The 21,862-nt window shown below is 68.6% G+C and carries 20 protein-coding genes and 1 tRNA gene; 14 read left to right on the plus strand and 7 right to left on the minus strand.

Translation table 11 applies throughout. The features are described from left to right. The first annotated feature begins 2 nt into the window (after positions 1 to 2). The gene (gene recR, locus MA876_RS16825; RefSeq protein WP_248152259.1) at positions 3 to 596 is read left to right on the plus strand and encodes a recombination mediator RecR; all 594 of its coding nucleotides are present in this window, start codon (positions 3 to 5) and stop codon (positions 594 to 596) included. Beyond that, entirely contained in the window at positions 596 to 1,531 is a 936-nt protein-coding gene (locus tag MA876_RS16830; protein WP_248152261.1) for a DMT family transporter, read from the plus strand. The genes recR and MA876_RS16830 overlap by 1 nt, the downstream gene beginning before the upstream one ends. Before the next feature lie 158 nt (positions 1,532 to 1,689). Here the strand turns inward: MA876_RS16830 and MA876_RS16835 are convergent, their stop codons facing one another. Then, complete coding sequence (locus MA876_RS16835) at positions 1,690 to 2,181, minus strand: hypothetical protein (protein WP_248152263.1); 492 nt, start codon at positions 2,179 to 2,181, stop codon at positions 1,690 to 1,692. Between the two features lie 107 nt (positions 2,182 to 2,288). Here MA876_RS16835 and MA876_RS16840 point away from each other — a divergent pair, with 107 nt between their 5' ends. The 8 genes from MA876_RS16840 (at position 2,289) to galE (ending at position 11,338) form a co-directional block, all read left to right on the plus strand. Beyond that, on the plus strand, positions 2,289 to 3,572 hold the full coding sequence (locus MA876_RS16840; protein ID WP_248152264.1) for an aspartate kinase: 1,284 nt from the start codon (positions 2,289 to 2,291) through the stop codon (positions 3,570 to 3,572). Positions 3,573 to 3,643: 71 nt separating this feature from the next. Further along, complete coding sequence (locus tag MA876_RS19365; RefSeq protein ID WP_248152267.1) at positions 3,644 to 4,264, plus strand: DM13 domain-containing protein; 621 nt, start codon at positions 3,644 to 3,646, stop codon at positions 4,262 to 4,264. A gap of 78 nt (positions 4,265 to 4,342) precedes the next feature. Continuing rightward, positions 4,343 to 5,413 (plus strand): aspartate-semialdehyde dehydrogenase, encoded by a 1,071-nt coding sequence (locus MA876_RS16850; protein WP_248152273.1) that lies wholly within the window; start codon positions 4,343 to 4,345, stop codon positions 5,411 to 5,413. Positions 5,414 to 5,426: 13 nt separating this feature from the next. Continuing rightward, entirely contained in the window at positions 5,427 to 6,134 is a 708-nt protein-coding gene (locus tag MA876_RS16855; protein ID WP_248152282.1) for a VIT1/CCC1 transporter family protein, read from the plus strand. A gap of 44 nt (positions 6,135 to 6,178) precedes the next feature. Beyond that, the gene (locus MA876_RS16860) at positions 6,179 to 7,651 is read left to right on the plus strand and encodes a malate:quinone oxidoreductase (protein WP_308221673.1); all 1,473 of its coding nucleotides are present in this window, start codon (positions 6,179 to 6,181) and stop codon (positions 7,649 to 7,651) included. 25 nt (positions 7,652 to 7,676) lie between these two features. Beyond that, the gene (locus tag MA876_RS16865; RefSeq protein ID WP_248152284.1) at positions 7,677 to 9,623 is read left to right on the plus strand and encodes a DUF2207 domain-containing protein; all 1,947 of its coding nucleotides are present in this window, start codon (positions 7,677 to 7,679) and stop codon (positions 9,621 to 9,623) included. 21 nt (positions 9,624 to 9,644) lie between these two features. Further along, positions 9,645 to 10,292, plus strand: a complete 648-nt coding sequence (locus tag MA876_RS16870; protein ID WP_248152288.1) for a thymidine kinase — start codon at positions 9,645 to 9,647, stop codon at positions 10,290 to 10,292. A 26-nt stretch (positions 10,293 to 10,318) separates the two neighbouring features. Continuing rightward, on the plus strand, positions 10,319 to 11,338 hold the full coding sequence (galE, locus tag MA876_RS16875; RefSeq protein WP_248152290.1) for a UDP-glucose 4-epimerase GalE: 1,020 nt from the start codon (positions 10,319 to 10,321) through the stop codon (positions 11,336 to 11,338). On the opposite strand, the gene MA876_RS16880 is transcribed toward galE, so the two are convergent. Continuing rightward, entirely contained in the window at positions 11,335 to 12,225 is an 891-nt protein-coding gene (locus MA876_RS16880; RefSeq protein ID WP_248152292.1) for a DUF1295 domain-containing protein, read from the minus strand. The genes galE and MA876_RS16880 overlap by 4 nt on opposite strands. Before the next feature lie 67 nt (positions 12,226 to 12,292). Here MA876_RS16880 and MA876_RS16885 point away from each other — a divergent pair, with 67 nt between their 5' ends. Continuing rightward, complete coding sequence (locus tag MA876_RS16885) at positions 12,293 to 12,997, plus strand: FadR/GntR family transcriptional regulator (RefSeq protein ID WP_248152304.1); 705 nt, start codon at positions 12,293 to 12,295, stop codon at positions 12,995 to 12,997. 20 nt (positions 12,998 to 13,017) lie between these two features. Next, positions 13,018 to 14,298 carry an alpha-hydroxy acid oxidase gene (locus tag MA876_RS16890; RefSeq protein ID WP_248152307.1) on the plus strand — a complete coding sequence of 427 codons (1,281 nt, stop codon included), beginning with the start codon at positions 13,018 to 13,020 and terminating at the stop codon, positions 14,296 to 14,298. Here the strand turns inward: MA876_RS16890 and MA876_RS16895 are convergent. The 4 genes from MA876_RS16895 to MA876_RS16910 all read right to left on the minus strand — a co-directional run bounded on the left by MA876_RS16895 (position 14,295) and on the right by MA876_RS16910 (position 18,971). After that, positions 14,295 to 15,062: an HAD-IIB family hydrolase gene (locus MA876_RS16895; RefSeq protein ID WP_248152309.1), complete on the minus strand. Its 768-nt coding sequence runs from the start codon at positions 15,060 to 15,062 to the stop codon at positions 14,295 to 14,297. The genes MA876_RS16890 and MA876_RS16895 overlap by 4 nt on opposite strands. Before the next feature lie 55 nt (positions 15,063 to 15,117). Next, positions 15,118 to 15,194, minus strand: a tRNA-Pro gene (locus MA876_RS16900). Between the two features lie 46 nt (positions 15,195 to 15,240). Then, on the minus strand, positions 15,241 to 16,173 hold the full coding sequence (locus MA876_RS16905; protein ID WP_248152311.1) for a metallophosphoesterase: 933 nt from the start codon (positions 16,171 to 16,173) through the stop codon (positions 15,241 to 15,243). Next, the gene (locus MA876_RS16910; RefSeq protein ID WP_248152312.1) at positions 16,170 to 18,971 is read right to left on the minus strand and encodes a transglycosylase domain-containing protein; all 2,802 of its coding nucleotides are present in this window, start codon (positions 18,969 to 18,971) and stop codon (positions 16,170 to 16,172) included. Before MA876_RS16910 ends, MA876_RS16905 begins: the two co-directional genes overlap by 4 nt. 118 nt (positions 18,972 to 19,089) lie before the next feature. On the opposite strand from MA876_RS16910, the gene sp36 reads away from it, so the two are divergent. Further along, on the plus strand, positions 19,090 to 19,302 hold the full coding sequence (sp36, locus tag MA876_RS16915; RefSeq protein WP_248152313.1) for a Sp36 family protein: 213 nt from the start codon (positions 19,090 to 19,092) through the stop codon (positions 19,300 to 19,302). Between the two features lie 4 nt (positions 19,303 to 19,306). Next, entirely contained in the window at positions 19,307 to 19,774 is a 468-nt protein-coding gene (locus MA876_RS16920) for a RidA family protein (RefSeq protein WP_248152316.1), read from the plus strand. 42 nt (positions 19,775 to 19,816) lie between these two features. On the opposite strand, the gene acs is transcribed toward MA876_RS16920, so the two are convergent. Further along, a complete protein-coding gene (gene acs / locus MA876_RS16925; protein ID WP_248152318.1) occupies positions 19,817 to 21,796 on the minus strand; it encodes an acetate--CoA ligase in 1,980 nt (659 codons plus the stop codon). Between the last annotated feature and the right edge of the window lie 66 nt (positions 21,797 to 21,862).

Here is a 21,862-nt window from a genome sequence, read left to right on the forward strand (position 1 = left end):
CCATGTACGACGGCATCGTCCAAGATCTGATCGACGAGTTCGGCCGGCTCCCCGGCATCGGCCCCAAGTCGGCGCAGCGCATCACGTTCCACATCCTGCAGACGCCGACCTTCGATGTCGCCCGGCTGTCGGAACTCCTCGCCGAGGTACGCGAGCGCGTGCGCTTCTGCGAGGTGTGCGGCAACGTGTCCGAGCAGGATCGGTGCAGCATCTGCCGCGATCCGCGGCGCAATGCGACCGTGATCTGCGTCGTCGAAGACGCGAAGGACGTCGCGGCCATCGAGCGCACCCGCGAGTTCCGCGGGCTCTACCACGTGCTCGGCGGCGCCATCAGCCCCATCGCGGGCATCGGCCCCGACGACCTGCGCATCACGCAGCTCATGCAGCGGCTCGCCGACGGCACGGTGCAGGAGGTCATCCTCGCGACCAACCCCAACCTCGAGGGCGAGGCGACGGCCACCTACCTGAGTCGACTGCTGCGCACCCTCGAGATCGCCGTGACGCGCCTGGCGTCGGGGCTCCCCGTCGGCGGCGACCTCGAGTACGCCGACGAGGTCACGCTCGGTCGGGCTTTCGAAGGGCGCCGGTCGATCTGATGACCGCCGCTGCGGCGGGCCGCTTCACGACGCGGGCCTGGATCCTGTTCGCCGCGATGGCGATCATCTGGGGTCTGCCGTACCTGTTCATCAAGCAGGCCGTGGACTCGTACTCTCCGGCATCCATCGTCGCCGGACGCACGCTCATCGGTGCACTGATCCTGCTTCCCTTCGCGATCCGCGCGAAGGCACTGCGCCCCGCCTGGCGCAAGATCGGCTGGGTGCTCGCGTTCGGGGCGATCGAGATCGCAGGTCCTTTCCTGCTGCTCGGCCATGCCGAGCAGACGCTGCCCTCGGGTCTGACCGGGCTGCTCGTCGCGACGGTGCCGCTGTTCGCGGCGATCATCGCCTTCACGCGCGGCGACCGATCGGTCCTGCGTCCGTCGCGCGCGATTGGGCTCGCGGTGGGCTTCGGGGGCGTCGCGGTGATCGTCGCCGGCCCGGGACTCGCCGTCGGCGGACCGGGCGCTCTGCTCGCGATCGGGGAGCTGCTGCTCGTGGCGATCTGCTATGCGATCGCGCCGTTCATCATCGCGACCAAGCTCAAGGACGTCCCCTCGCTCGGGTCGATCACCCTCGCCCTCGCGGCCGTCGGGCTCTTCTACCTTCCGATCGCGCTGCTGACGCAGCACGAGGTGCCGACGGCATCCAGCACCGTCTCTCTCGTCCTGCTCGGCGTGATCTGCACCGCCGTCGCGTTCATCGTGTTCTTCGCGCTGATCGACACCGTGGGCCCCGCGCGGGCTCCGCTCTTCACGTACGTCAACCCCGTCGTCGCGATCGCTCTGGGTGCGATCATCCTCGGTGAGGAGATCACGGTCGGGCTCATCGTCGGCTTCCCGCTCGTGATCCTCGGCTGCTGGCTCGCCGCGACGGGCGGCACGATCCGCACGCGCAAGCCGCCCGGCGACCTTCCCCCGATCGCGACCCCGTAGAAGCCCGCCCGGCGCGCCCGCCCGTCGGGCAGTCGCCCGCCGGGCAGTCGCACGCGCGCGCGGACGCGTCGAACCCGAGTGATCTCGTCGAACCCGATGCGCAGCACGCTTGGTTCGACGAGAGTCGTCGGGTTCGACGAGCGCCCGGGCGGACGCGGTCAGCGCAGGATCTCGACGAGGGCGATCCACGAGATGAGGATGCCCGCGACGATGGATGCGATGGCCCCGATCGCGAACGCGACCAGACCGCTCGGCATCCCGACCACGAGCAGCACACCGCCTGCGAGATACGCGAGGGGGGAGACGAACCCCAGCGCAGCCTTTCCGGCCTTCCACCGGTTGGCGGGATCGGCGTTGCCGTAGATGCGCTGCGTCGCGCGCCACTGGATGATCGCTGCTCCCACGGCCGCGAGGATGACACCTGCTCCGTATGCGAGCGGCGGGATGCCCGGAATCAACCCCAACGCGCACGCGACGATCGCGAGCACGAGCCCCGCGAGCCCCGCGGCCAGTCGCGAGGCGACGGCGGGAGCCTTGACGATCTCGGCGATGTTGACGCTCGACGCGACGATTAGCAGACCGGCGAGGGCGGCGACGGCGCCCATGAGCGCCACGTTGAAGTCGTGCCAGCCTTCGAGGTATCCCTCCATGCGTGCACTCTAGCGAAGCCGTCACATGGCCTGTGGGTCATGAAGCGATCCGTAAGATGATCCGGTGGGCGCGGCATCCGTGCGTCCGCAGTTCGGGGAGTTCCAACGTGGCGTTGATCGTGCAGAAGTACGGCGGTTCGTCGGTCGCCGATGCCGAGAGCATCAAGCGGGTCGCGAAGCGCATCGTCGACACCCGTCGCGCCGGCCACGACGTCGTCGTCGCCGTGAGTGCGATGGGCGACACGACCGACGAGCTTCTCGACCTCGCGGGTCAGGTCGCGCCGATCCCCGCGCCGCGCGAGCTCGACATGCTCCTCTCGAGCGGCGAGCGCATCTCGATGGCGCTGCTCGCGATGGCGATCCACTCGATGGGCTTCGAGGCCCGTTCGTTCACGGGCAGCCAGGCGGGCATGATCACGGATGCCACGCACGGCGCCGCGCGCATCGTCGACGTCACCCCGGTCCGGCTGAAGGAGGCGCTCGACGAGGGCGCGATCGTCATCGTGGCCGGCTTCCAGGGCTTCAACCGAGACACCCGGGACATCACGACCCTCGGCCGCGGCGGCTCCGACACGACCGCTGTCGCGCTGGCGGCGGCACTGAACGCCGACGTCTGCGAGATCTACAGCGACGTCGACGGCATCTACACGGCCGACCCTCGCGTCGTGCCGAAGGCGCGCAAGCTCGACGTCGTCACGAGCGAGGAGATGCTCGAGCTCTCGGCGAACGGGGCGAAGGTGCTCTACATCCGCGCCGTCGAATACGCGCGCCGCCACGGCGTGCTGATCCAGGCGCGCTCGACGTTCTCATCGAGCGTCGGAACCTATGTGCTGGGCCCGGGGATGACGCTCCCCGACGGCGAAGGAGAAGAGATGGAAGAGCCGATCGTCGCGGGAGTCGCGACCGACCTCACGCAGGCCAAGATCACGGTCATCGGTGTGCCCGACGTGCCGGGCAAGGCCGCCGAGATCTTCAAGGTCGTCGCGAAGTCCGGCGCCAACGTCGACATGATCGTGCAGAACGTGTCGATCGGAGCCACCGGCCGCGCCGACATCTCGTTCACCCTGCCCAAGACCGACGCGGCCGCGGCGCTCAAGGCGCTCGCGGGCGACCAGCCTGAGATCGGGTTCGAGAGCCTCGTGCACGACGACCAGATCGGAAAGCTCTCTGTCGTGGGAGCCGGCATGCGCACGCACTCGGGCGTCTCGGCGACGCTGTTCGAGGCGCTCAGCGTGTCGGGCATCAACATCGAGATGATCTCCACTTCCGAGATCCGCATCTCGGTCGTCCTGCGCGGCGACGACCTCGCAGAAGCGGCGCGTCTCGTCCACACCGCCTACGGCCTCGACGGCGCCAGCGACGCCGTCGTCCACGCCGGCACCGGCCGCTGACGCTCGGCCACAGCCGGGACCCAGCCTCGACCACTAGCCTCGCGACACCGAGCGGGGGGAGAGTGGATGCCGTGACCGAGCAGACCGCACAGCCACGCTCCGGGCGGCCGCGCCGAAGGATCTGGCCGTGGATCGTCGGCGCTATCGCGGCCGCAGCGATCGCCGTGGGCCTCTTCGTCTTCCAGCCGTGGCTGCTGTTCGTCGACGTGCGCGTCGACGAGGCGATCCCCACGGCGACGGCTTCCGCCGATCCCGCGCCCGACGCCACCGCGAGTCCTGGCGCGGACCCGCAGGCGAGCACGACCGCGGCGCCGACTCCACCCGCCCCGACCGGACCGGTCGATCTGTCGACGGGGGTGTTCGTGAGTCACGAGCACGCGACGACGGGCTCGGCGCGCGTCATCCAGCATCCCGACGGCACGCGGCAGCTGGCGCTCGAGAATCTCGACACGTCGAACGGACCCGACGTCCACGTGTGGCTGAGCGCCGGCCCGGTCATCGAGGGCTTCGACGGGTGGTTCACGGCCGGAGGCCACCCGGCGGTCGACCTGGGGCCGATCAAAGGCAATCAGGGGAACCAGCTCTACGACATCCCCGCCGACGTCGACCTCGCGGTCTTCCGAGCCGTGGACCTGTGGTGCGTGCAGTTCTCGGTGTCGTTCGGTGCCGCGGCGCTGAACCCGGTGGGCTGACCGTCGCAATATGCGGGCCGCGGCATCCGCGTCGCCGATAGAATCGGGCGAATCCCACACGAACGAGGTAGCACCGCCATGACCCGCATCTCCGATTCCGGACTCTCCGTCGCCGTCGTCGGCGCCACCGGCCAGGTCGGCACCGTCATGCGCGACATCCTCGCCGAGCGCGGCTTCCCGCTCCGCGAGCTCCGCCTCTTCGCGACCGCGCGCTCCGCAGGCACGGCCGTCGAGTTCGGCGGCGAGACGATCATCGTCGAAGACGTCGCGACCGCCGACCCGTCGGGGATCGACATCGCGCTCTTCTCGGCCGGTGCGACGGGCAGCCGCGCGCACGCCCCGCGCTTCGCCGAAGCCGGTGCCGTGGTCATCGACAACTCCAGCGCATGGCGCATGGACCCCGACGTGCCGCTCGTCGTGAGCGAGGTCAACCCGCACGCGATCGCCGAGGCGCGCAAGGGCATCATCGCCAACCCGAACTGCACGACGATGGCCGCCATGCCGGTGCTGAAGGTGCTGGATGCCGCGGCCGGCCTCGACCGGCTCATCGTGAGCACGTACCAGGCCGTCTCGGGCTCGGGAATCGCCGGCGCCGAGGAGCTGCTCGGTCAGGTCGAGGGCGTGCTCGCGCAGGGCGACACCCTGCGACTCGTGCACGACGGGTCATCCATCGACTTCCCCCAGCCCGAGAAGTACGTCGCCCCCATCGCGTTCGACGTCATCCCGCTCGCGGGCAGCCTCGTCGACGACGGCTGGAACGAGACCGACGAGGAGAAGAAGCTCCGCAACGAGAGCCGCAAGATCCTCGAGCTCCCCGACCTCCGGGTCGCCGGCACGTGCGTGCGCGTTCCCGTCTTCACGGGCCACTCGCTCAGCATCCACGCCGAGTTCCGCGACGACATCACGCCGGACCGCGCCCGCGAGATCCTGAGCTCGGCGCCCGGCGTCGTGCTCGAAGAGGTGCCCACGCCGCTGCAGGCGGCCGGCAAGGACCCGAGCTTCGTGGGTCGCATCCGCGCGGACCAGTCCGCACCCGAGGGCAAGGGGCTCGTGCTGTTCATCAGCAACGACAACCTGCGCAAGGGCGCTGCGCTCAACGCGGTGCAGATCGCCGAGGTCGTCGCGGCGTCGCTCGGCGCGAACGCCTGACCCGAGGCATCCCGTGGTCGACTCCGCCGTCGTCCGCAAGTGGGTGCTCGATGCCAACGACGGGATCATCTCGACGACGGGTATCGTCCAGGGCTTCGCCGGAGCCGGCGCCAACGATGAGACGGTGCTGTTCGCCGCCATGACGCTCATGATCACGGGCGGCCTCTCGTTGGCCGGCGCCGCGTATGCCGAGGCGGCGCAGGACCGCGCGGCCGAGCTCGCGATCATCGAGGAGGAGGAGCGCCAGCTCGCGCTGAGCCCCGATGAGGAACGCGCCGAGGTGCGCGACCACTACGTGCGGCGGGGCCTCGACCCGGAGCTCGCCGATCAGGTCGCCGATCAGCTCATGAGGAGCGATCCGCTCGGCGCATCCCTCGAGGTCGAATACGGGATGCTGGAGGGCGCCGCCCCGGCGACGAAACCGTGGGGCGTGGCCTTCCGGGGCTTCTTCGCGTTCGTCTCGGGTGCGCTTCCGCTGACCGCAGCCGTCGTGTTCCTCCCCGATGACTGGCGGCTGCCGATCTCGCTCCTGGTGGTGATCGTCTCACTCACCGTCACGGGACTCGTGTCGGCGCGAGCGGGGACGGGGCACCCCGTCAAGGCTGTCGCTCGCTCCATCACGATCGGCCTGTTCATCGCCGTCCTCGCGTACCTCGCGGGAAACATCTTCGAGGTGATCGACCAGTTCATCCCGCAGATCGACATCGACGGCGACGGCTGACACGTGGAATCCGGCGCACCTGCCACGGCTTAGACTTGTCAGTTGTGAGTGAACCCGTCGACGTCGTGCTCATCGGCGGTGGCATCATGAGCGCCACCCTGGGCACCCTCCTTTCCGAACTCCAGCCCGACTGGAAGATCGTCGTCTACGAGCGCCTGCACGATGTCGCGCTCGAGTCGTCGAACGCGTGGAACAACGCGGGCACGGGGCACGCGGCCCTGTGCGAGCTGAACTACATGCCCGAGGGCAAGGACGGCTCGGTCGACCCCGCGAAGGCGATCTCGATCAACGAGCAGTTCCAGCAGAGCCGGCAGTTCTGGTCGACGCTCATCGACGAAGGCGTGCTCGACGCTCCCTCGACCTTCATCAACTCGGCTCCGCACATGACGTTCGTGCAGGGCGAGAAGGATGTCGCGTACCTCAAGAAGCGCTACGAAGCCCTCAAGCAGGAGCCCCTGTTCGCGGGCATCGAGTACTCCGAGGACTCCCGCGTCATCAACACGTGGGCGCCGCTTCTCATGCAGAAGCGCCGCAAGGGCGAGCCGTTCGCGGCCACGCGCGTGCCCGCCGGCACCGACGTCGACTTCGGTGCGCTGACGCATCAGCTCTTCGACAACCTGCAGACCCGTGGAGTGCAGCTCGTCACGAACCGCGAGGTGCGCAGCATCCGTCGCCGCAAGGACGGCACGTGGCGACTCAACTGGCGCAACACGATCGGCCGCACGCCGGGTCACACCGATGCGAAGTTCGTCTTCGTCGGCGCGGGCGGATGGGCGCTCAAGCTCCTGCAGTCCTCGCGCATCCCCGAGATCTCGGGCTACGGCGTGTTCCCGATCGGCGGTCAGTTCCTCAAGACGACCAATCCCGCCGTCGTCGCGCAGCACAAGGCCAAGGTCTACTCGCAGGCGTCGGTCGGCGCCCCGCCCATGTCGGTGCCGCACCTCGACACGCGCGTGGTCGACGGCGAGGCGTCGCTGCTCTTCGGCCCGTTCGCGACCTTCAGCCCGAAGTTCCTCAAGAACGGCTCGCTGTTCGACATCGTCTCGCAGGTGCGCTGGGGCAACCTCGGCCCGATGCTCAAGGTCGCGATCGACAATCCGTCGCTCATCACGTACCTCGTGGGCGAGCTGCTGAAGAACCATGCGAAGAAGGTCGACAGCCTCCGCACCTTCATGCCGACCGCGAAAGACGAGGACTGGGAGCTCATCCAGGCCGGCCAGCGCGCCCAGGTGATGAAGAAGGACCCCGAGAAGGGCGGCATCCTGCAGTTCGGCACCGAGGTCGTCACGGGATCCGACGGCTCGATCGCGGGCCTGCTCGGCGCATCGCCCGGTGCGTCCACGGCCGTGTCGATCATGCTCGGGCTGCTCAAGACATGCTTCCCCGACCAGATCGAGGGATGGCAGCCCCGCCTGCGCGAGCTCATCCCGAGCTACGGAGAGACCCTCAACACGCGCCCCGAGGTTGCCGAGGAGTCCCTCGCCGAGACGGCGGAGACGCTGGCCCTCACGGCCTGACGCATCCCGCCCCTACTCTGTACGCATGGGGCGATGGATGCGCGGGGTGCTCGCCGCACTCGCGGTGGCGGTGTTCGTCGTGCTGTCGGTGGCCCCGGCATCCGCCGACGTCGACGACTTCTCGTACGACTCGTTCGAGGCCGACCACTGGCTGATCCGCGACGGCGGCGGACGCAGCGCGCTCTACACGACCGAGACCCTCGTCGCCCGGTTCCCGGATTTCGACCAGAACCGCGGCATCGTGCGCTGGTTGCCGCGCACCGACTCGGGGATCGACCTCGCGACGACCGTGACCTCGGTCACCGGTGCGGACGGAGCATCCATCCCGTGGTGGACCGAGTCGGACGACGACTGGATCTACGTCCTCACGGGGAACGACGACTACGTGCGCGGCGTGCAGACCTATGTCATCTCGTACACGATGCAGGACGTCGTGCTGCGCTACGACGACACGGACGCCGACGAGTTCTTCTGGGACACCGTCGGCACGGATCACGCGCAGCCGTTCGCGAGCGTGACCTCGCGCGTCCACGTCGCGGGCGGTGCGGCGGACGGCCGGCTCGACGGCCGGGCGTACTGCTACCGGGGCGCGGCAGGCTCGACCGACCAGTGCGAGATCTCGCCGCCGACACCCGCCGCGTCGTGGCCGGACGCTGTGAACGCGTGGGCGTCGTCGAACGGATCGATGGATGCCGCGGCCGGGGCGGTCACGATCACCGCGGACGGGGGAGCGCTGGGACCCTACGAGGGCGTGACGCTCGCGATCGGCTTCGCGCAGGGGACGTTCGCCGCTCCGAGCCCGCCTCCGCCTCCGCCGTATCCGTGGTGGGAATGGATCGTGCCGGTCCTGGCGATCCTGTCGGGCATCGGCGGCCTGATCTTCGTGATCGTCATGAAGATCGTGCTCCGCCGCAACCCGGATCGCTCACCCGTGATCGTGCAGTACTCGCCGCCCGAGGACGAATCGCTCACGTTGTCGGCCGGTGTGCTCGACGTTCCCGAGCGTGCGCTCGCGGCGCATGTCGTCGACCTCGCGGTGCGGGACCGCCTCGAGATCCGGGCGTCCGGCGATCGTCACGAGCCGGGGGACTTCACTCTCGTGCTGAGTAACCGATCCGAGCTCGAACACGACGACAAGCGCGTCGTCGACACGCTGTTCGGCAAGTCCTCCGCTCCCGGCACCGAGGTCGATCTGGGTGCGTTCGCCCGCAAGCCCCCGACCCGCGCCGTCACCTACGTGCGTCGCATCGACGACTTCACGCTGCAGCGCGGCTACCGCGCGAAGCGGCCGGACGGGATCGATCTCATCCGCGCCGCGTTCCAGTTCGGCGGCCTCGGCCTCGCGTTCGCGCTGTTCTTCTTCTCGAGCGAGGCGTTCTCGGTCCTGGACGACATCGGCCAGCTCGGGAATACGCTCTTCTTCCTCGCGATCGGCAGCGGCCTGTTCGCGGGGTTCATCCTTCCGATGTTCAGCCTCCCGACGACGGTGCTGACGCTCGCGGGCGGGATGCATCGCACCTACCTCGACGGCATCCGCGAGTATCTGAGCCTCGCCGAGGAGGACCGCCTGCGTGCCGCGCAGTCGCCGCAGACGGCGGATCTCGTCACGTCGGGCCGCCGCACGTACGGCGACGAGCCGAACGCGCCCGGCGCCGACGTCGTGAACCTGTACGAGCGGCTCCTGCCATACGCGGTGCTGTTCGGCATGGAGCGGCAGTGGATCGAGGTCATCCGCGCCGTGGCGCCGGCGGCGATCGTGGCTGCGCGCGTGTCCCTCTTCGACATCGTGGTGTCGGACTCGCTGTCGGATGCGTCGGGCTCGATCGGCCGACTCGCCGCGACGCCCGTCTCACGCGGCTCGTCGAGCTCGGGGGGCTCGTCGTCGAGCTCGGGGTGGTCGTTCTCGGGCGGGTCGTCGGGCGGGGGCTTCTCGGGCGGCGGAGGCGGCGGAGGCGGCTTCGGCGGACGCTGACGAACCGACTAATCTCGACACGTGGCCAAGCTCTACTTCCGTTACGGCGCGATGAACTCGGGCAAGTCGACGTCGCTGCTGCAGGCCGCGTACAACTACGAGGAGCGCGGCCAGCGCGTGCTCATCGCCAAGCCCGAGATCGATACGAAGGACGCGGACAGGATCTCGAGCCGGCTCGGTATGACGCGACCGGTCGACTTCCTGATCAGGCCCGGGGACGACGTGCACGAGCTGTTCGCAGCGCACCGCTCCCGCATCAAGCACGAGGCGATCGAGGCTCTCGTGCCGTCCGAGACGGGGCGAGCGGCGGATGTCGCGTGTCTCCTCGTCGACGAGGCCCAGTTCCTCACGCGCGAGCAGGTCGACGACCTCCTGCGGATCGTCGTGCTCGACGGCATCCCGGTCCTCGCCTACGGCATCCGCACCGACTTCCGTACCGAGGCGTTCCCGGGTTCCCGGCGCCTCATGGAACTCGCCCACAGCCTCGAGGAGCTCAAGACGATCTGCCGCTGCGGGCGCAAGGCGCTGTTCAACGCCCGACTCGTCGGCGGTCGGTTCGTCTTCGACGGCGACCAGGTCGCGATCGACGAACTCTCCACCGACCGCGTGACCTACGAGTCGATGTGCGCGGAGTGCTATCTGCGCGAGTCGGGTGGACGCCTGGGCTGAGCCGTCGCCCCTCGTAGACTCGTGTCATGCGCGTTCTGCTCGCCGGCGGTGCCGGATTCATCGGTGCCCACACCTCTGTCGCCCTCCTCGACGCCGGCCACGAGGTGATTCTGCTCGACGATCTGTCCAACACCTCGGCGATCGCCGCCGAGCGCATCGCGCAGATCACCGGCAAGACCGTGGAGCTCGTCGTCGGGGACGCCTCCGACCCGGTGGTCGTCGCCGGTGTGTTCGACGAGCACGGACCGATCGACGCGGTCGTGCACCTCGCGGCCTTCAAGGCCGTGGGCGAGTCGACGCAGAAGCCCCTCGAGTACTACTCCAACAACCTCGACACGACGTTCGCGCTCCTGCGTGCGGGGATCGACCACGGCATCCGGTCCTTCGTGTTCTCGAGTTCGGGCACGGTGTACGCCGACCCCGCCGACCTGCCGTTCACCGAGGAGGCGACGACGAGCGTCGACCTCTCGAACCCCTACGGCAAGTCCAAGCGCATGAACGAGGTCGTGCTCGAAGACGTCGCGCGCGTGCATCCTGATCTGAACGTCACGATCCTGCGCTACTTCAATCCGGTGGGCGCGCACGAGTCGGGCCTCATCGGCGAAGATCCGTCCGGCATTCCGAACAACCTCATGCCGTACGTGCAGCGCGTCGCCGTCGGTGCACTCGAGCGTGTGGGCATCTTCGGCGACGACTACGACACCCCCGACGGCACGGGTCTGCGCGACTACATCCACGTCGTGGACCTCGCACTCGGTCACGTCGCGGCACTCGAGAAGGCGCAGCCCGGCTTCGCGATCTACAACCTCGGCACGGGGCGGCCCGTCAGCGTCCTCGAACTCGTCTCGGCGTTCGAACGCGCAGTCGGGCGCGAGTTGCCGCGAGAGATCCTGCCCCGACGGGCGGGTGATGTCGCGGCGTCGTACTGCGATCCCGCGAAAGCGGCACGAGAGCTCGATTGGGTCGCTGTGCGCACGATCGACGATGCGACGCGGGATGCCTGGAACTGGCAGTCCCGCAACCCCCAGGGCTTCGCGACCGCCTAAGCGGGGCTGGTCGCCGGCTTGGGCTTCGAGCCCTTCGCCTTCTTCGCTCCGGTCTTCGCACCCGCCTTCGCCTTCGCGCGTCGCGGCGGCAGCGGGACGAGCATCGACGTCGTGCGCTTGTACTGCGCGTACGCGGGGTACTTCGACGACGAGATCGACTCCGTGAAGATCGTCGAACCGATGAAGAGGATCGTGAGAAGGATCGCGCCGATGATGGTCCAGTTGAGCGCGCCGCCCCAGAATGCGAGACCGGATGCGACGGCGGCCGTCGCGCCGATGGCGTAGAACGCCCACCACTGGGCCTGCTCGAAGAAGAAGTTCGGATGGCGGCTCCACGAGAAGAGCCCCGCCGTGAGGAAGCCTTCGGCCGTGCCGGCGCGCTTGGCCCGGTGGAAGTCCCACTGCTGCTGGTCGGCGATGAACTCGCCGACCAGGAACGCCGCGAACAGGACGGCGAAGATCGCGTCCCACACGCCGAATGCAGCGGGGTTCTCCCACGCGATGAAGGCGGGCAGCGTGATGAGCACCAGGAGCGCGTTCTGGTACAGCACGATGAAGAGCAGGTTGAAGACCTGGAACTGCCACGGTTTCATCCGGCCGCGCAGGATCGCCCACCGGTAGTCCTCCATGCCGGTGTAGCCGCCCTTGCGGGCGAAGTTGAACGTGAGGCGCGCCGCCCATGCCGTCACCAGCACGGCCATGACGATCAGGCGCGCGGGATCCTTCCCGTCCACGATGCCGGCGATCGCGAAGATCCAGACGTAGACGGCCGGCACGATCGACCAGATGCGATCGACCCACGACGTGTCCTTCGTGATGAGCGACGCGATCCAGCAGAAGGCGCAGGTCGCAGCGAAGACGAGGAGCACGAGGAGGAGGGGATCCATCCGATCAGGCTACTGGTTGAGTGTGGTCAGACCATGGGCTAATGTGGTCAGACCACAAAGGAGTCGCGTGAGCGAATCAACCCGCGCCTGGCGCACCGTGCTCGAGACGATCGAGGCCGACCTGCTCGACGGCCGACTCGGTCCGGGCGATCGCCTGCCCTCCGAGCGCGACCTCTCGGCGTCGCTCGGCGTCGGCCGCTCGAGCGTGCGCGAAGCGCTGCGCGTCCTCGAGGTCATGGGTCTCATCCGCACGGGAACGGGCTCCGGTCCCAACGCCGGCGCGATCATCACCGCCACCCCGCAGGGGGGCCTGTCAGCCGTCCTGCGGCTCCAGGTCGCCGCCCACGGCTTTCCGCTCGACGACGTCGTCGCGACGCGCCTCGTGCTCGAAGCCGCCGTCGTCGAGGCGCTCGCCGGCGCTCCCGAGCCCGCGACGGGCGACGCCCGCGTCGTGCTCGAGGCCATGGAGCAGCAGGACCTCACTCCCGCCGAGTTCCTCGCCCTCGACGCGCAGCTGCATCTCGCGCTGGCCGAGGCATCCGGCAATCAGGTCATCGCCGCCACGATGACGGGCCTGCGCACCGCGATCGAGTCATACGTGCAGGCCGGCGCCGAGCGCATTCCGGCGTGGGATGCCACGGCCGCGCGCCTGCGTGCAGAGCACCGCGCGCTCCTCGAAGCCATCGACGCGCGCGACGCGACGCGCGCGCGCACACTCGTCCACGCCCACATCACGGGCTACTACTCCGAAGCGGGCCTCGCCCGCACCTGACGCCCGAGAAAGAAGCACTCATGGTCCAGCGCCAACTCCCCAAGGTCGCAGAGCTCCTCGAGCTCATGCAGTTCAAGAAGCCCGAGCTCGACGGGCGCAAGCGCCGGCTCGACGCCGCACTCACGATCTACGACCTCCGCACGATCGCGAAGCGCCGCACGCCCAAGGCCGCCTTCGACTACACCGACGGCGCGGCCGAGGGGGAGCTGTCGCTCTCGCGGGCGCGTCAGGCCTTCGAGGACATCGAGTTCCACCCCGACATCCTGCGGCCCGCGGCCTCGGTCGACATGTCGACCGAGATCCTCGGCGGCCCGTCCGCGATGCCCTTCGGCATCGCACCGACCGGCTTCACGCGCCTCATGCAGACCGAGGGCGAGACGGCGGGTGCGGGTGCCGCCGGTGCCGCCGGCATCCCGTTCACGCTCTCGACGCTCGGCACGACGTCGATCGAAGACGTCAAGAAGGCGAACCCGCACGGGCGCAACTGGTTCCAGCTGTACGTCATGCGCGATCGCGACATCTCGTACGGCCTCGTCAAGCGCGCAGCCGCGGCGGGCTTCGACACGCTGCAGTTCACCGTCGACACCCCGGTCGCCGGTGCGCGCCTGCGCGACAAGCGCAACGGCTTCGCCATCCCGCCGCAGCTCACGGTGGGCACGATCGTCAACGCGATCCCGCGCCCGTGGTGGTGGATCGACTTCCTCACGACGCCGAAGCTCGAGTTCGCGTCGCTTTCGACGACCGGGGGCACCGTCGGCGAGCTCCTCAACGCCGCGATGGACCCGACGATCAGCTTCGACGACCTCGAGATCATCCGCGAGCTGTGGCCCGGCAACATCGTCGTGAAGGGTGTGCAGAACGTCGAGGACTCGAAGAAGCTCGTCGACCTCGGCGTCGACGGGATCATCCTGTCCAACCACGGCGGCCGTCAGCTCGACCGCGCGCCGATCCCGTTCCACCTGCTGCCGAAGGTCGTGCGCGAAGTCGGGAAGGACGCCACGGTCATGATCGACACCGGCATCATGAACGGCGCCGACATCGTGGCATCCATCGCCCTCGGTGCGAAGTTCACCCTCATCGGCCGTGCGTACCTCTACGGGCTCATGGCCGGGGGGCGCCAGGGCGTCGACCGCACGATCGAGATCCTGCGCACCGAGATCGAGCGCACGATGAAGCTCCTGGGCGTCTCGTCGCTCGCCGAACTCGAACCGCGTCACGTGACGCAGCTCTCGCGCCTCGTGCCGGTGGGTCAGCCCGCGCCGGCCCGCGCCCCGCGCGCTCGCGCGGCCGCGAAGAGCTAAGCGCGCTCGGGGAGGGTGGGCAGGAGCGCCTCGAGGTACGCGGCGGTCTCCTCCCACCCCTCGACGGCGTGACATGCCACGCCCATCGCCAGCACGGGGTAGTCGTTGCCGTCGGGGTCGAGGCGGTCGCCGACGAAGAGCATGTCATCGAGGGGGATGCCGGTCTGCTCGACCAGCTTGTTCATGCCGTAGGCCTTGTCGATGCCGCGGTGTGTGATGTCCACCGAGGTCGAGCCGCCGGAACGTACTTCGAGATCCGGGATGCGGTCGGCCACAGCGGCGCGCAGTGCGCTCTTCTTGGCGCCCGTCGGGTCCCACGCGACCTTCGCCTCGAGCGGCGCGCGCTGCCCGAGTGCCGAGAACGTGATCTGCGATCCGCGGTCTTCGAGGATGTCGCCCCAGGTCTCGGACTCCCAGAGGCCCAGGCGACGTGCCTCCTCCTCGACGGCCGCGAGAGCGCGGGACTTCTCGTCGTCGGTCAGCGAGAGCGCGTAGACCGTCTCGATTCCGCCCGCGCCGATGCGGTAGTACTGGGTTCCGCACGTGGGCATGAGGTGGAAGTGCGTCGAGACGGATGCTGCGGCATCCGGCAGTCTGTCGACGACCTGCGACGTGAACTGCGCGAGCTGCCCACCCGAGATGATCGCGACCTCGACGCGGCGAGCGAGCTCGACCAGGAGATCGCCGATGCGGGGATCGATCGCGCTCTTGGAGGGTGCGAGGGTGTCGTCCAGGTCGAAAGCGACGAGGCGGGGAGTGGTCACGGGGCATGCTCCTCTCTACGCGAAAGGCCCCACCTCGCGGTGGAGCCTCTCGTACTGGTCGGGGTGACAGGATTTGAACCTGCGGCCTCTTCGTCCCGAACGAAGCGCGCTACCAAGCTGCGCCACACCCCGTCGCCGTTCGAACGGCAACCCCACGAGTCTACCCGATCCTCGTTCGCTATCCGTCCACGGGCAGGAGCGTGATGAAGGACGCCTCGGGTCGGCACGCGAAACGAACGGGTGCGTAGATCGAATGCCCGAGGCCCGCACTGACGTTGAGCGGCACGGTGCGTCCGCCGTGCGACCACTCGCTCAATCCCCGTGCCTGATCGAGTGGGATGTCGCAGTTGGCGACGAGCGCGCCATAGCCCGGCAGGCGCACCTGGCCGCCGTGCGTGTGCCCCGCGAAGATCGCGTCCGCGCCGAGATCGACGAAGCCGTCCAGGACGCGGCGATAGGGCGCGTGCGAGACGCCGATCGTCAGCGCGGCATCGCCCGTCGCGCGCAGGCGCTCCAGCGGACCGGGCAGCGCCTCCAGGCGGTCCCAGTGACGATGCGCGTCGCTCACGCCGAGGGCATCCACTCTCTGCCCGCTGACCACGAGCGAACCCACGCCATTGTTCAGATCGAGCCACCCGAGCTCGTCACGGAAGTACGAGTCGAGAGCGCCGGTGTCCAGTGGCTCCGCGGTGGTGTGCGACTTCGACGGACCCGTGAAGTACCTGAGCGGGTTGCGCGGCGAGGGTGCCGCGTGGTCGTTCGAGCCGTGGACGAAGACGCCGGGCACGCTGCGCAGCGGGTCGAATGCGCTGCGGAGCCCGGTGAGCCCGTCGACATGACCCATGTTGTCGCCCGTGTTCACGACGAGGTCGGGCTTCAGCTCGGCGAGCGCGGCGATCCAGCGCTGCTTGCGCCGCTGCCAGGGCGCCATATGGGCGTCGGAGAGGTGCAGGACCGTCAGCCGCGGCGAGCCGGCGGGGAGGACCTTCACCTCATGCGTGCGCAGGGTGAACAAGTACCGCTCGATGCCGATGCCCCAGACGGCGGCGCCGACGCCGACTGCCCCCACCGCCGCGAGGGCGGTGAGGGCAGTCGTTCGGGCTCGGGTCACCGGCACTCGCGTGCGGTGTAGTTGACTGAGACCTGGGTGTTCCGGTTGGTGACCGTGCCGGCGGCGGGATCGGTGCCCGTCGCCTTGGTCTCGTTGCCCTCCAGTGTGGCGTCAACCGTACACGTGCCGTTGCCCGCTCTGCCGAAGCCGGCGGCACGCAGGTCGCTCTTGGCCTTGTCGAGGGAGCTGCCCGCGACATCCGGCACCGCGAGTCCTTCACCGTTGCTCGGCGAGATCGTGATCATCGATCCGCCCGGTGCTTTGCCCGCTCCCGGATCCTGCGCGGCGACGATTCCCGCGCCCTCGGTCGAGTCGACGGGCGCGCCGACCGTGACCTGGAAGCCGGCCTCTTCGAGGGTCTTCTGGGCCTGGTCCACCGGCATCCCGACGACGTTCGGCAGGTCGGCGAGGACCTGTCGCGTCAGATCGCCGAAGTCGGTCGAGAAGGGACCGGCCGGGTAGAGCGCATTGGCCAGCGACTGGGTTTGACGTGCGAGCGCGTAGCGCATGTTCGACAGCTGGTAGCCGTTGGCCGAGCGGCGGAAGATGTCGCCCTTGCCCGTGCTGTTGCCCACCCACGCGGCGGTCGCGACGTGCGTCGAGGATTCGACCAGCCAGGACTGGATCGCCTCGTGCGTGCCCGTCTTGCCGAGCATCGGCGCGTTGCCGGGATTACCCCCCGAGCCCGTTCCGCCGTTCATGACGCCCTGGAGGGCGAGTGCGGCAGCGGCGGCGACCTTCGGATCGATGACTTGCGTGCACGTGCGTTCGGGGATCGGCAGCTCGACGCCCTCGGGGTCGACGACGCGGTCGATGACCTTGGGCTGGCAGTACACGCCGTTGTTCGCGACGGTGCCGTAGGCACCGGCCATCGCGATCGGCGAGATGTTGTCGTCACCGATGACGTTGTTGGCGTACTTCATCTCGATCGGGCTGCCGTCGCCGCGGGTCACGCCCATCTTGGCGGCGACCTTGGCGATGTCGCAGAGGTCCAGCTTCTCGGCCATCGCGAGGTAGCCGGAGTTGAGCGAGGTGGAGGTGAACCGCATCGGAGTGCCGACGAATCCGCCGACGCCGCCGAAGTTGCCGATCTTGTCCTTCGCGGTGTTGGTCCAATCGCCGGTGCACGAGTTGGTCATCTTCGGGAAGACGCGGTTCACGCCGTTCAGCGACTCGTTGACGGAGTGACCCGCCTCGAGCCACGCGATGAGGGTGAAGAGCTTGAACGTCGATCCGACGTTGAACCCGCCGGACTTGCCGGTCACGCTGTTGCCGGCATACACCAGGGACGAGTAGTTCGGGTCGCTCGCGAGGTTGGCGTTCTCACTGAACTTCGTGTTCTGCGCGATCGAGAGCACGCGGCCGGTGGTGTTGTCGATGCTCGCCGTCGCCGATCCGAGGCGGCCGGTCTCGGCGCCCGTCCAGCCCTCGATCGACGTCGGAACGATCTGCGACATCGCGGCCTCGGCGTTGATCTGCAAGCGCGGATCCATCGTGATGTAGATCTTCAGGCCGCCCCGCTGGAGAGTCCGGTTGCGGTCCTCCTGCGTCTCGCCGAACGCCTTGTCCGACAGCACCGTGTTCTTGACGTACTGGCAGAAGTAGGCAGCGCCGCCGGCCGGCTCGCACCCGGTCTTCGGCGCCTGGACGTTGGGCGTGATCGGCTCGATGACGGCCGCGACGTACTGCTCCTGGTTGATCTTGCCGTCGCCGAGGAGCCGGCTCAGGACGTAGAGCTGACGGCCCTTGGTTGCGCTGTAGCCGTCCGCAGCCGCGACGAACTGCTCCTGCGTGATCGTGCCGTCGTCGACGAGCGCTTGGAGCGGCCCGAACATCGACGTGTTGATGTCGTCGATGAGCCCGTCGGGGGCCTTGTTGTACATCACGGATCCGTCGGAATTCGAGATGGAGCCTTCCGGCTTGTCGATGCGGTACGTGTTGGGGTTCTGGACCATGCCGGCGAGGGTCGCGGCCTGTGCGATCGAAACGTCGGATGCGGGCACGCCGAAGTAGTACTGGGCGGCTGCGTCGATGCCGTAGGTCTGGCCGCCGAAGTTCGCGATGTTCAGATACCCGAGGAGGATGTCGTTCTTCGAATACTTCTGCTCGAGGGCGATGGCGTAGCGCATCTCCTGGAGCTTGCGCTGGATGCCCTCGGAACCCGCCGCGGTGGTGGCATCGGTCCAGCACTGCGCGAGCACCTGATCGCGGCGCGCGACCACCTCGTCGCCGGTCGGCTGGACGACGTCCTCACCGGAGGCCTCCGCTGCCTTCTCGGCCTCGTCGGTCAGCTGGCTGCGCGCTTCGGCCTCGGCGTTCGACTCGCACTTCTGCACGAGGATGTTCTTGACGTACTGCTGGCTGATCGACGATCCACCCTGCGTCTCGCCTCCGCCGCGGAGGTTCGAGAGCATGGCGCGCGTCGTGCCGATCAGGTCGACCCCGCCGTGCTGGTAGTAGCGGGGGTCTTCCGAGGACAGGATCGCGTCGTACATGACCGGCGCAACCTGATCGAAGTCGACCGGAGAACGATTCTGATCGTAGAAGGTCGCGAACTCGACCTCTTCACCGTTGTCGGGGTTGGTGTAGATGAGTGTCGACGGGAGCATGAGCTTCTCGATGTCGAGCGCGCTCGGCAGATTGTCGAACATCGTGATGGCGCTGGAGGCCGCGTAGCCCGACACGGCGATGGCCGGCGTGACGGTCGCAGTGATGAGGACGCCGGCGACTGCGCTGAGACCGACGAGGCCGGCGAGACCGCCGAGCACACCACTGGTCGTTCGTTTCGTATCAGGCATAGGCTAGATCGTAAGGGAGATACCTGGGCGAAACCCCGACACGGCACCGCCCAGACGGCTGTTTCCCAGTCTCACCAGGACTCGATTCGCATCAGTCCGCGCTCTTCGAGGAGTCCGTATGACGACGTGGGAGTACCTCACGACGCCCCTGCTCATCCACAACACCGCCGCGATCCTCAACAACTGGGGCAAGCAGGGGTGGGAACTCGTCCAGGTCGTCCCCGGCCCCGAGGGCGGCCTCGTCGCCTACTTCAAGCGTCCGTCGGGCGGTGGGTCGGCGAATGCGGGACTGGATGCCGCCGCCGTCGCCGCACGCCAGTTCGAGGAGTGAGCGCATGACCGTCTCCGAGCGTCTCGCCGAGCTCGGCATCGAGCTCCCCTCCGTCGTACCGCCCGTCGCCGCCTACGTGCCGGCGAAGGCCCACGGCGACCTCGTCCACACCGCCGGCCAGCTGCCCTTCGTCTCGGGTGCGCTGCCCGCGACGGGCAAGGTCGGCGACGGCCACGGGCTCGTCCCGGCATCCGACGCCCAGACCTACGCGCGGCAGTGCGCGCTCAATGCGATCGCCGCCGCGGCGGCAGCGGTCGGTGGCGCGGACCGCCTCACGGGCGTTCTCAAGGTCACCGGCTTCGTGGCATCCGTTCCCGAGTTCACGGGTCAGCCGGGTGTCATCAACGGCGCGAGCGAGTTCCTCGGCGAGGTCTTCGGCGACGCCGGCAAGCACGCGCGCTCCGCCGTCGGGGTGCCCGTGCTGCCGCTCGACTCGCCCGTCGAGGTCGAGGTCGTCTTCACCTTCGCGTGAGGGGGATGGATGCCGCCGCACCCGCGGCATCCATCCGTCCGGTCACCGGACCTGGGCCGAGATGACCGACATGACCGCGGTGTCGGCGAGGGTCGTCGTGTCGCCGACCTCGCGACCCTCCGCGACATCACGCAGCAGACGGCGCATGATCTTGCCGGAGCGGGTCTTGGGGAGCTCCTCGACGATGTAGACGTCGCGCGGCCTGGCGATCGGTCCGATCTGCTCGCCGACCCACAGGCGAAGCGTCTGCGCGAGTCCGTCGGGGGAGTTCGCCGCGAGGTAGCTCTGCTTGATGATCACGAACGCGGCGACGGCCTGACCCGTGGTCTCGTCGGAAGCCCCGACGACGGCGGCTTCTGCGACGGCCTCGTTCGCGACGAGGGCGGATTCGATCTCTGTAGTCGACAGGCGGTGGCCCGACACGTTCATGACGTCGTCCACGCGGCCGAGGAACCAGACGTCGCCGTCGTCGTCGAGCCGGGCGCCGTCGCCCGCGAAGTAGTAGCCCTGCTTCTGGAACTTCTCCCAGTAGGTCTCGACGAACCGCTCCGGGTCGCCCCAGATGCCGCGCAGCATGCTCGGCCACGGCTTGGTGATCACGAGGAGCCCGCCGTTGCCGTTGCCGACGTGCGTGCCGTCCTCGTCGACGACGTCGATCGCGATGCCGGGCAGTGGCACCTGCGCCGAACCCGGCTTGGTCTCGGTCACACCGGGGAGTGCCGAGATCATCATGGCGCCCGTCTCCGTCTGCCACCACGTGTCGACGATCGGCGTCGTCTTGCCGCCGATGATCTTGCGGTACCACATCCACGCCTCGGGGTTGATGGGTTCGCCGACCGAGCCGAGCAGTCGCAGCGACGACAGGTCGAATTTCTTCGGGATGGCGCGGCCCAGCTTCATGAAGGAGCGGATGGCGGTGGGCGCCGTGTAGAGGATCGTCACGCCGTACTTCTCGACGAGCTCCCACCAGCGGCCGGGGTGCGGGGTGTCGGGCGTGCCTTCGTACAGCACCTGCGTCGTGCCGTTGGCAAGCGGGCCGTACGTGACGTAGCTGTGTCCCGTGACCCAGCCGATGTCGGCGGTGCACCAGAAGACATCCGTCTCGGGGTGGATGTCGTGCACGACCTTGTGCGTGAACGCGGCTTGCGTGAGGTAGCCGCCGGAGGTGTGCAGGATTCCCTTCGGCTTCCCCGTGGTTCCGGACGTGTAGAGGATGAACAGAGGATTCTCGGCCGGGAACGGCTGCGCCTCGTGCTCGCCCGACGCCTGGGGCACGACGTCGTGCCACCACACGTCGCGGCCCTCGGTCCACTCGACGGCGTTCTTTCCGCGCTGCACGACGAGCACGTGCTCCACCGTCTCCTGCACACCCGATCCGTTTCGGTCGGCCAGCGCCATGTCGACCGCGGGCTTGAGCGGTGAGACCTTGCCCTTGCGGTAGCCGCCGTCGGCCGTGATGACGAGCTTCGCACCGGCGTCGTCGATGCGCGAGCGCAGGCTGTCGGCCGAGAAGCCGCCGAAGACGACCGAGTGGATGGCGCCGATCCGTGCGACGGCGAGCATCGCCGCGATCGCCTCGGGGATCATCGGCATGTAGATCGCGACGCGGTCGCCGTGGCCGATCCCGAGATCGCCCAGCACGTTCGCGAGACGCTTGACCTCGTCCGTGAGCTCGGCGTAGGTGACTTTGCGCTCGTCGCCGGGCTCGCCCTCCCACAGGAGCGCGACGCGGTCGCCGTTGCCTGCTTCGACGTGACGGTCGAGGCAGTTGTAGGCGACGTTGAGCTCGCCGTCGTCGAACCACTTCGCGAACGGGGGCGTCGACCAGTCGAGCACCTCGGTGAAGGGCTTGTGCCAGTGCAGCGCGCGCGCCTGCTCCGCCCAGAACGCTTCGCGATCGGCCTCGGCCTCGGCGTAGAGCTCCTTCGTCGCGACGGCGTCGGCGGCGAAGGCGTCGGAGGGCGCGAAGCGGCGGTCCTCGTTGAACAGGTGGTCGATCTGGCTGCTCGTGGTGTCGGTCACGGTGCGCGCTCCTTTGCGGCGTGGGAAGGATGCCGGAGTCCGGCGAGCTTGCGTGAAATCTACTGA

It is taken from the genome of Microbacterium aoyamense, assembly GCF_023155855.1.
Classification (GTDB): domain Bacteria; phylum Actinomycetota; class Actinomycetes; order Actinomycetales; family Microbacteriaceae; genus Microbacterium; species Microbacterium aoyamense.

Bases quoted from the DNA above. Each gene is read 5' to 3' on its own strand.
- MA876_RS16880 (WP_248152292.1), bottom strand. From the start codon at position 12,225: ATGGATCCCCTCCTCCTCGTGCTCCTCGTCTTCGCTGCGACCTGCGCC.
- MA876_RS16830 (WP_248152261.1), top strand. From the start codon at position 596: ATGACCGCCGCTGCGGCGGGCCGCTTCACGACGCGGGCCTGGATCCTG.
- MA876_RS16835 (WP_248152263.1), bottom strand. From the start codon at position 2,181: ATGGAGGGATACCTCGAAGGCTGGCACGACTTCAACGTGGCGCTCATG.
- galE (WP_248152290.1), top strand. From the start codon at position 10,319: ATGCGCGTTCTGCTCGCCGGCGGTGCCGGATTCATCGGTGCCCACACC.
- MA876_RS16910 (WP_248152312.1), bottom strand. From the start codon at position 18,971: ATGCCTGATACGAAACGAACGACCAGTGGTGTGCTCGGCGGTCTCGCC.
- MA876_RS16850 (WP_248152273.1), top strand. From the start codon at position 4,343: ATGACCCGCATCTCCGATTCCGGACTCTCCGTCGCCGTCGTCGGCGCC.
- recR (WP_248152259.1), top strand. From the start codon at position 3: ATGTACGACGGCATCGTCCAAGATCTGATCGACGAGTTCGGCCGGCTC.
- MA876_RS16865 (WP_248152284.1), top strand. From the start codon at position 7,677: ATGGGGCGATGGATGCGCGGGGTGCTCGCCGCACTCGCGGTGGCGGTG.
- sp36 (WP_248152313.1), top strand. From the start codon at position 19,090: ATGACGACGTGGGAGTACCTCACGACGCCCCTGCTCATCCACAACACC.
- MA876_RS16920 (WP_248152316.1), top strand. From the start codon at position 19,307: ATGACCGTCTCCGAGCGTCTCGCCGAGCTCGGCATCGAGCTCCCCTCC.
- MA876_RS16890 (WP_248152307.1), top strand. From the start codon at position 13,018: ATGGTCCAGCGCCAACTCCCCAAGGTCGCAGAGCTCCTCGAGCTCATG.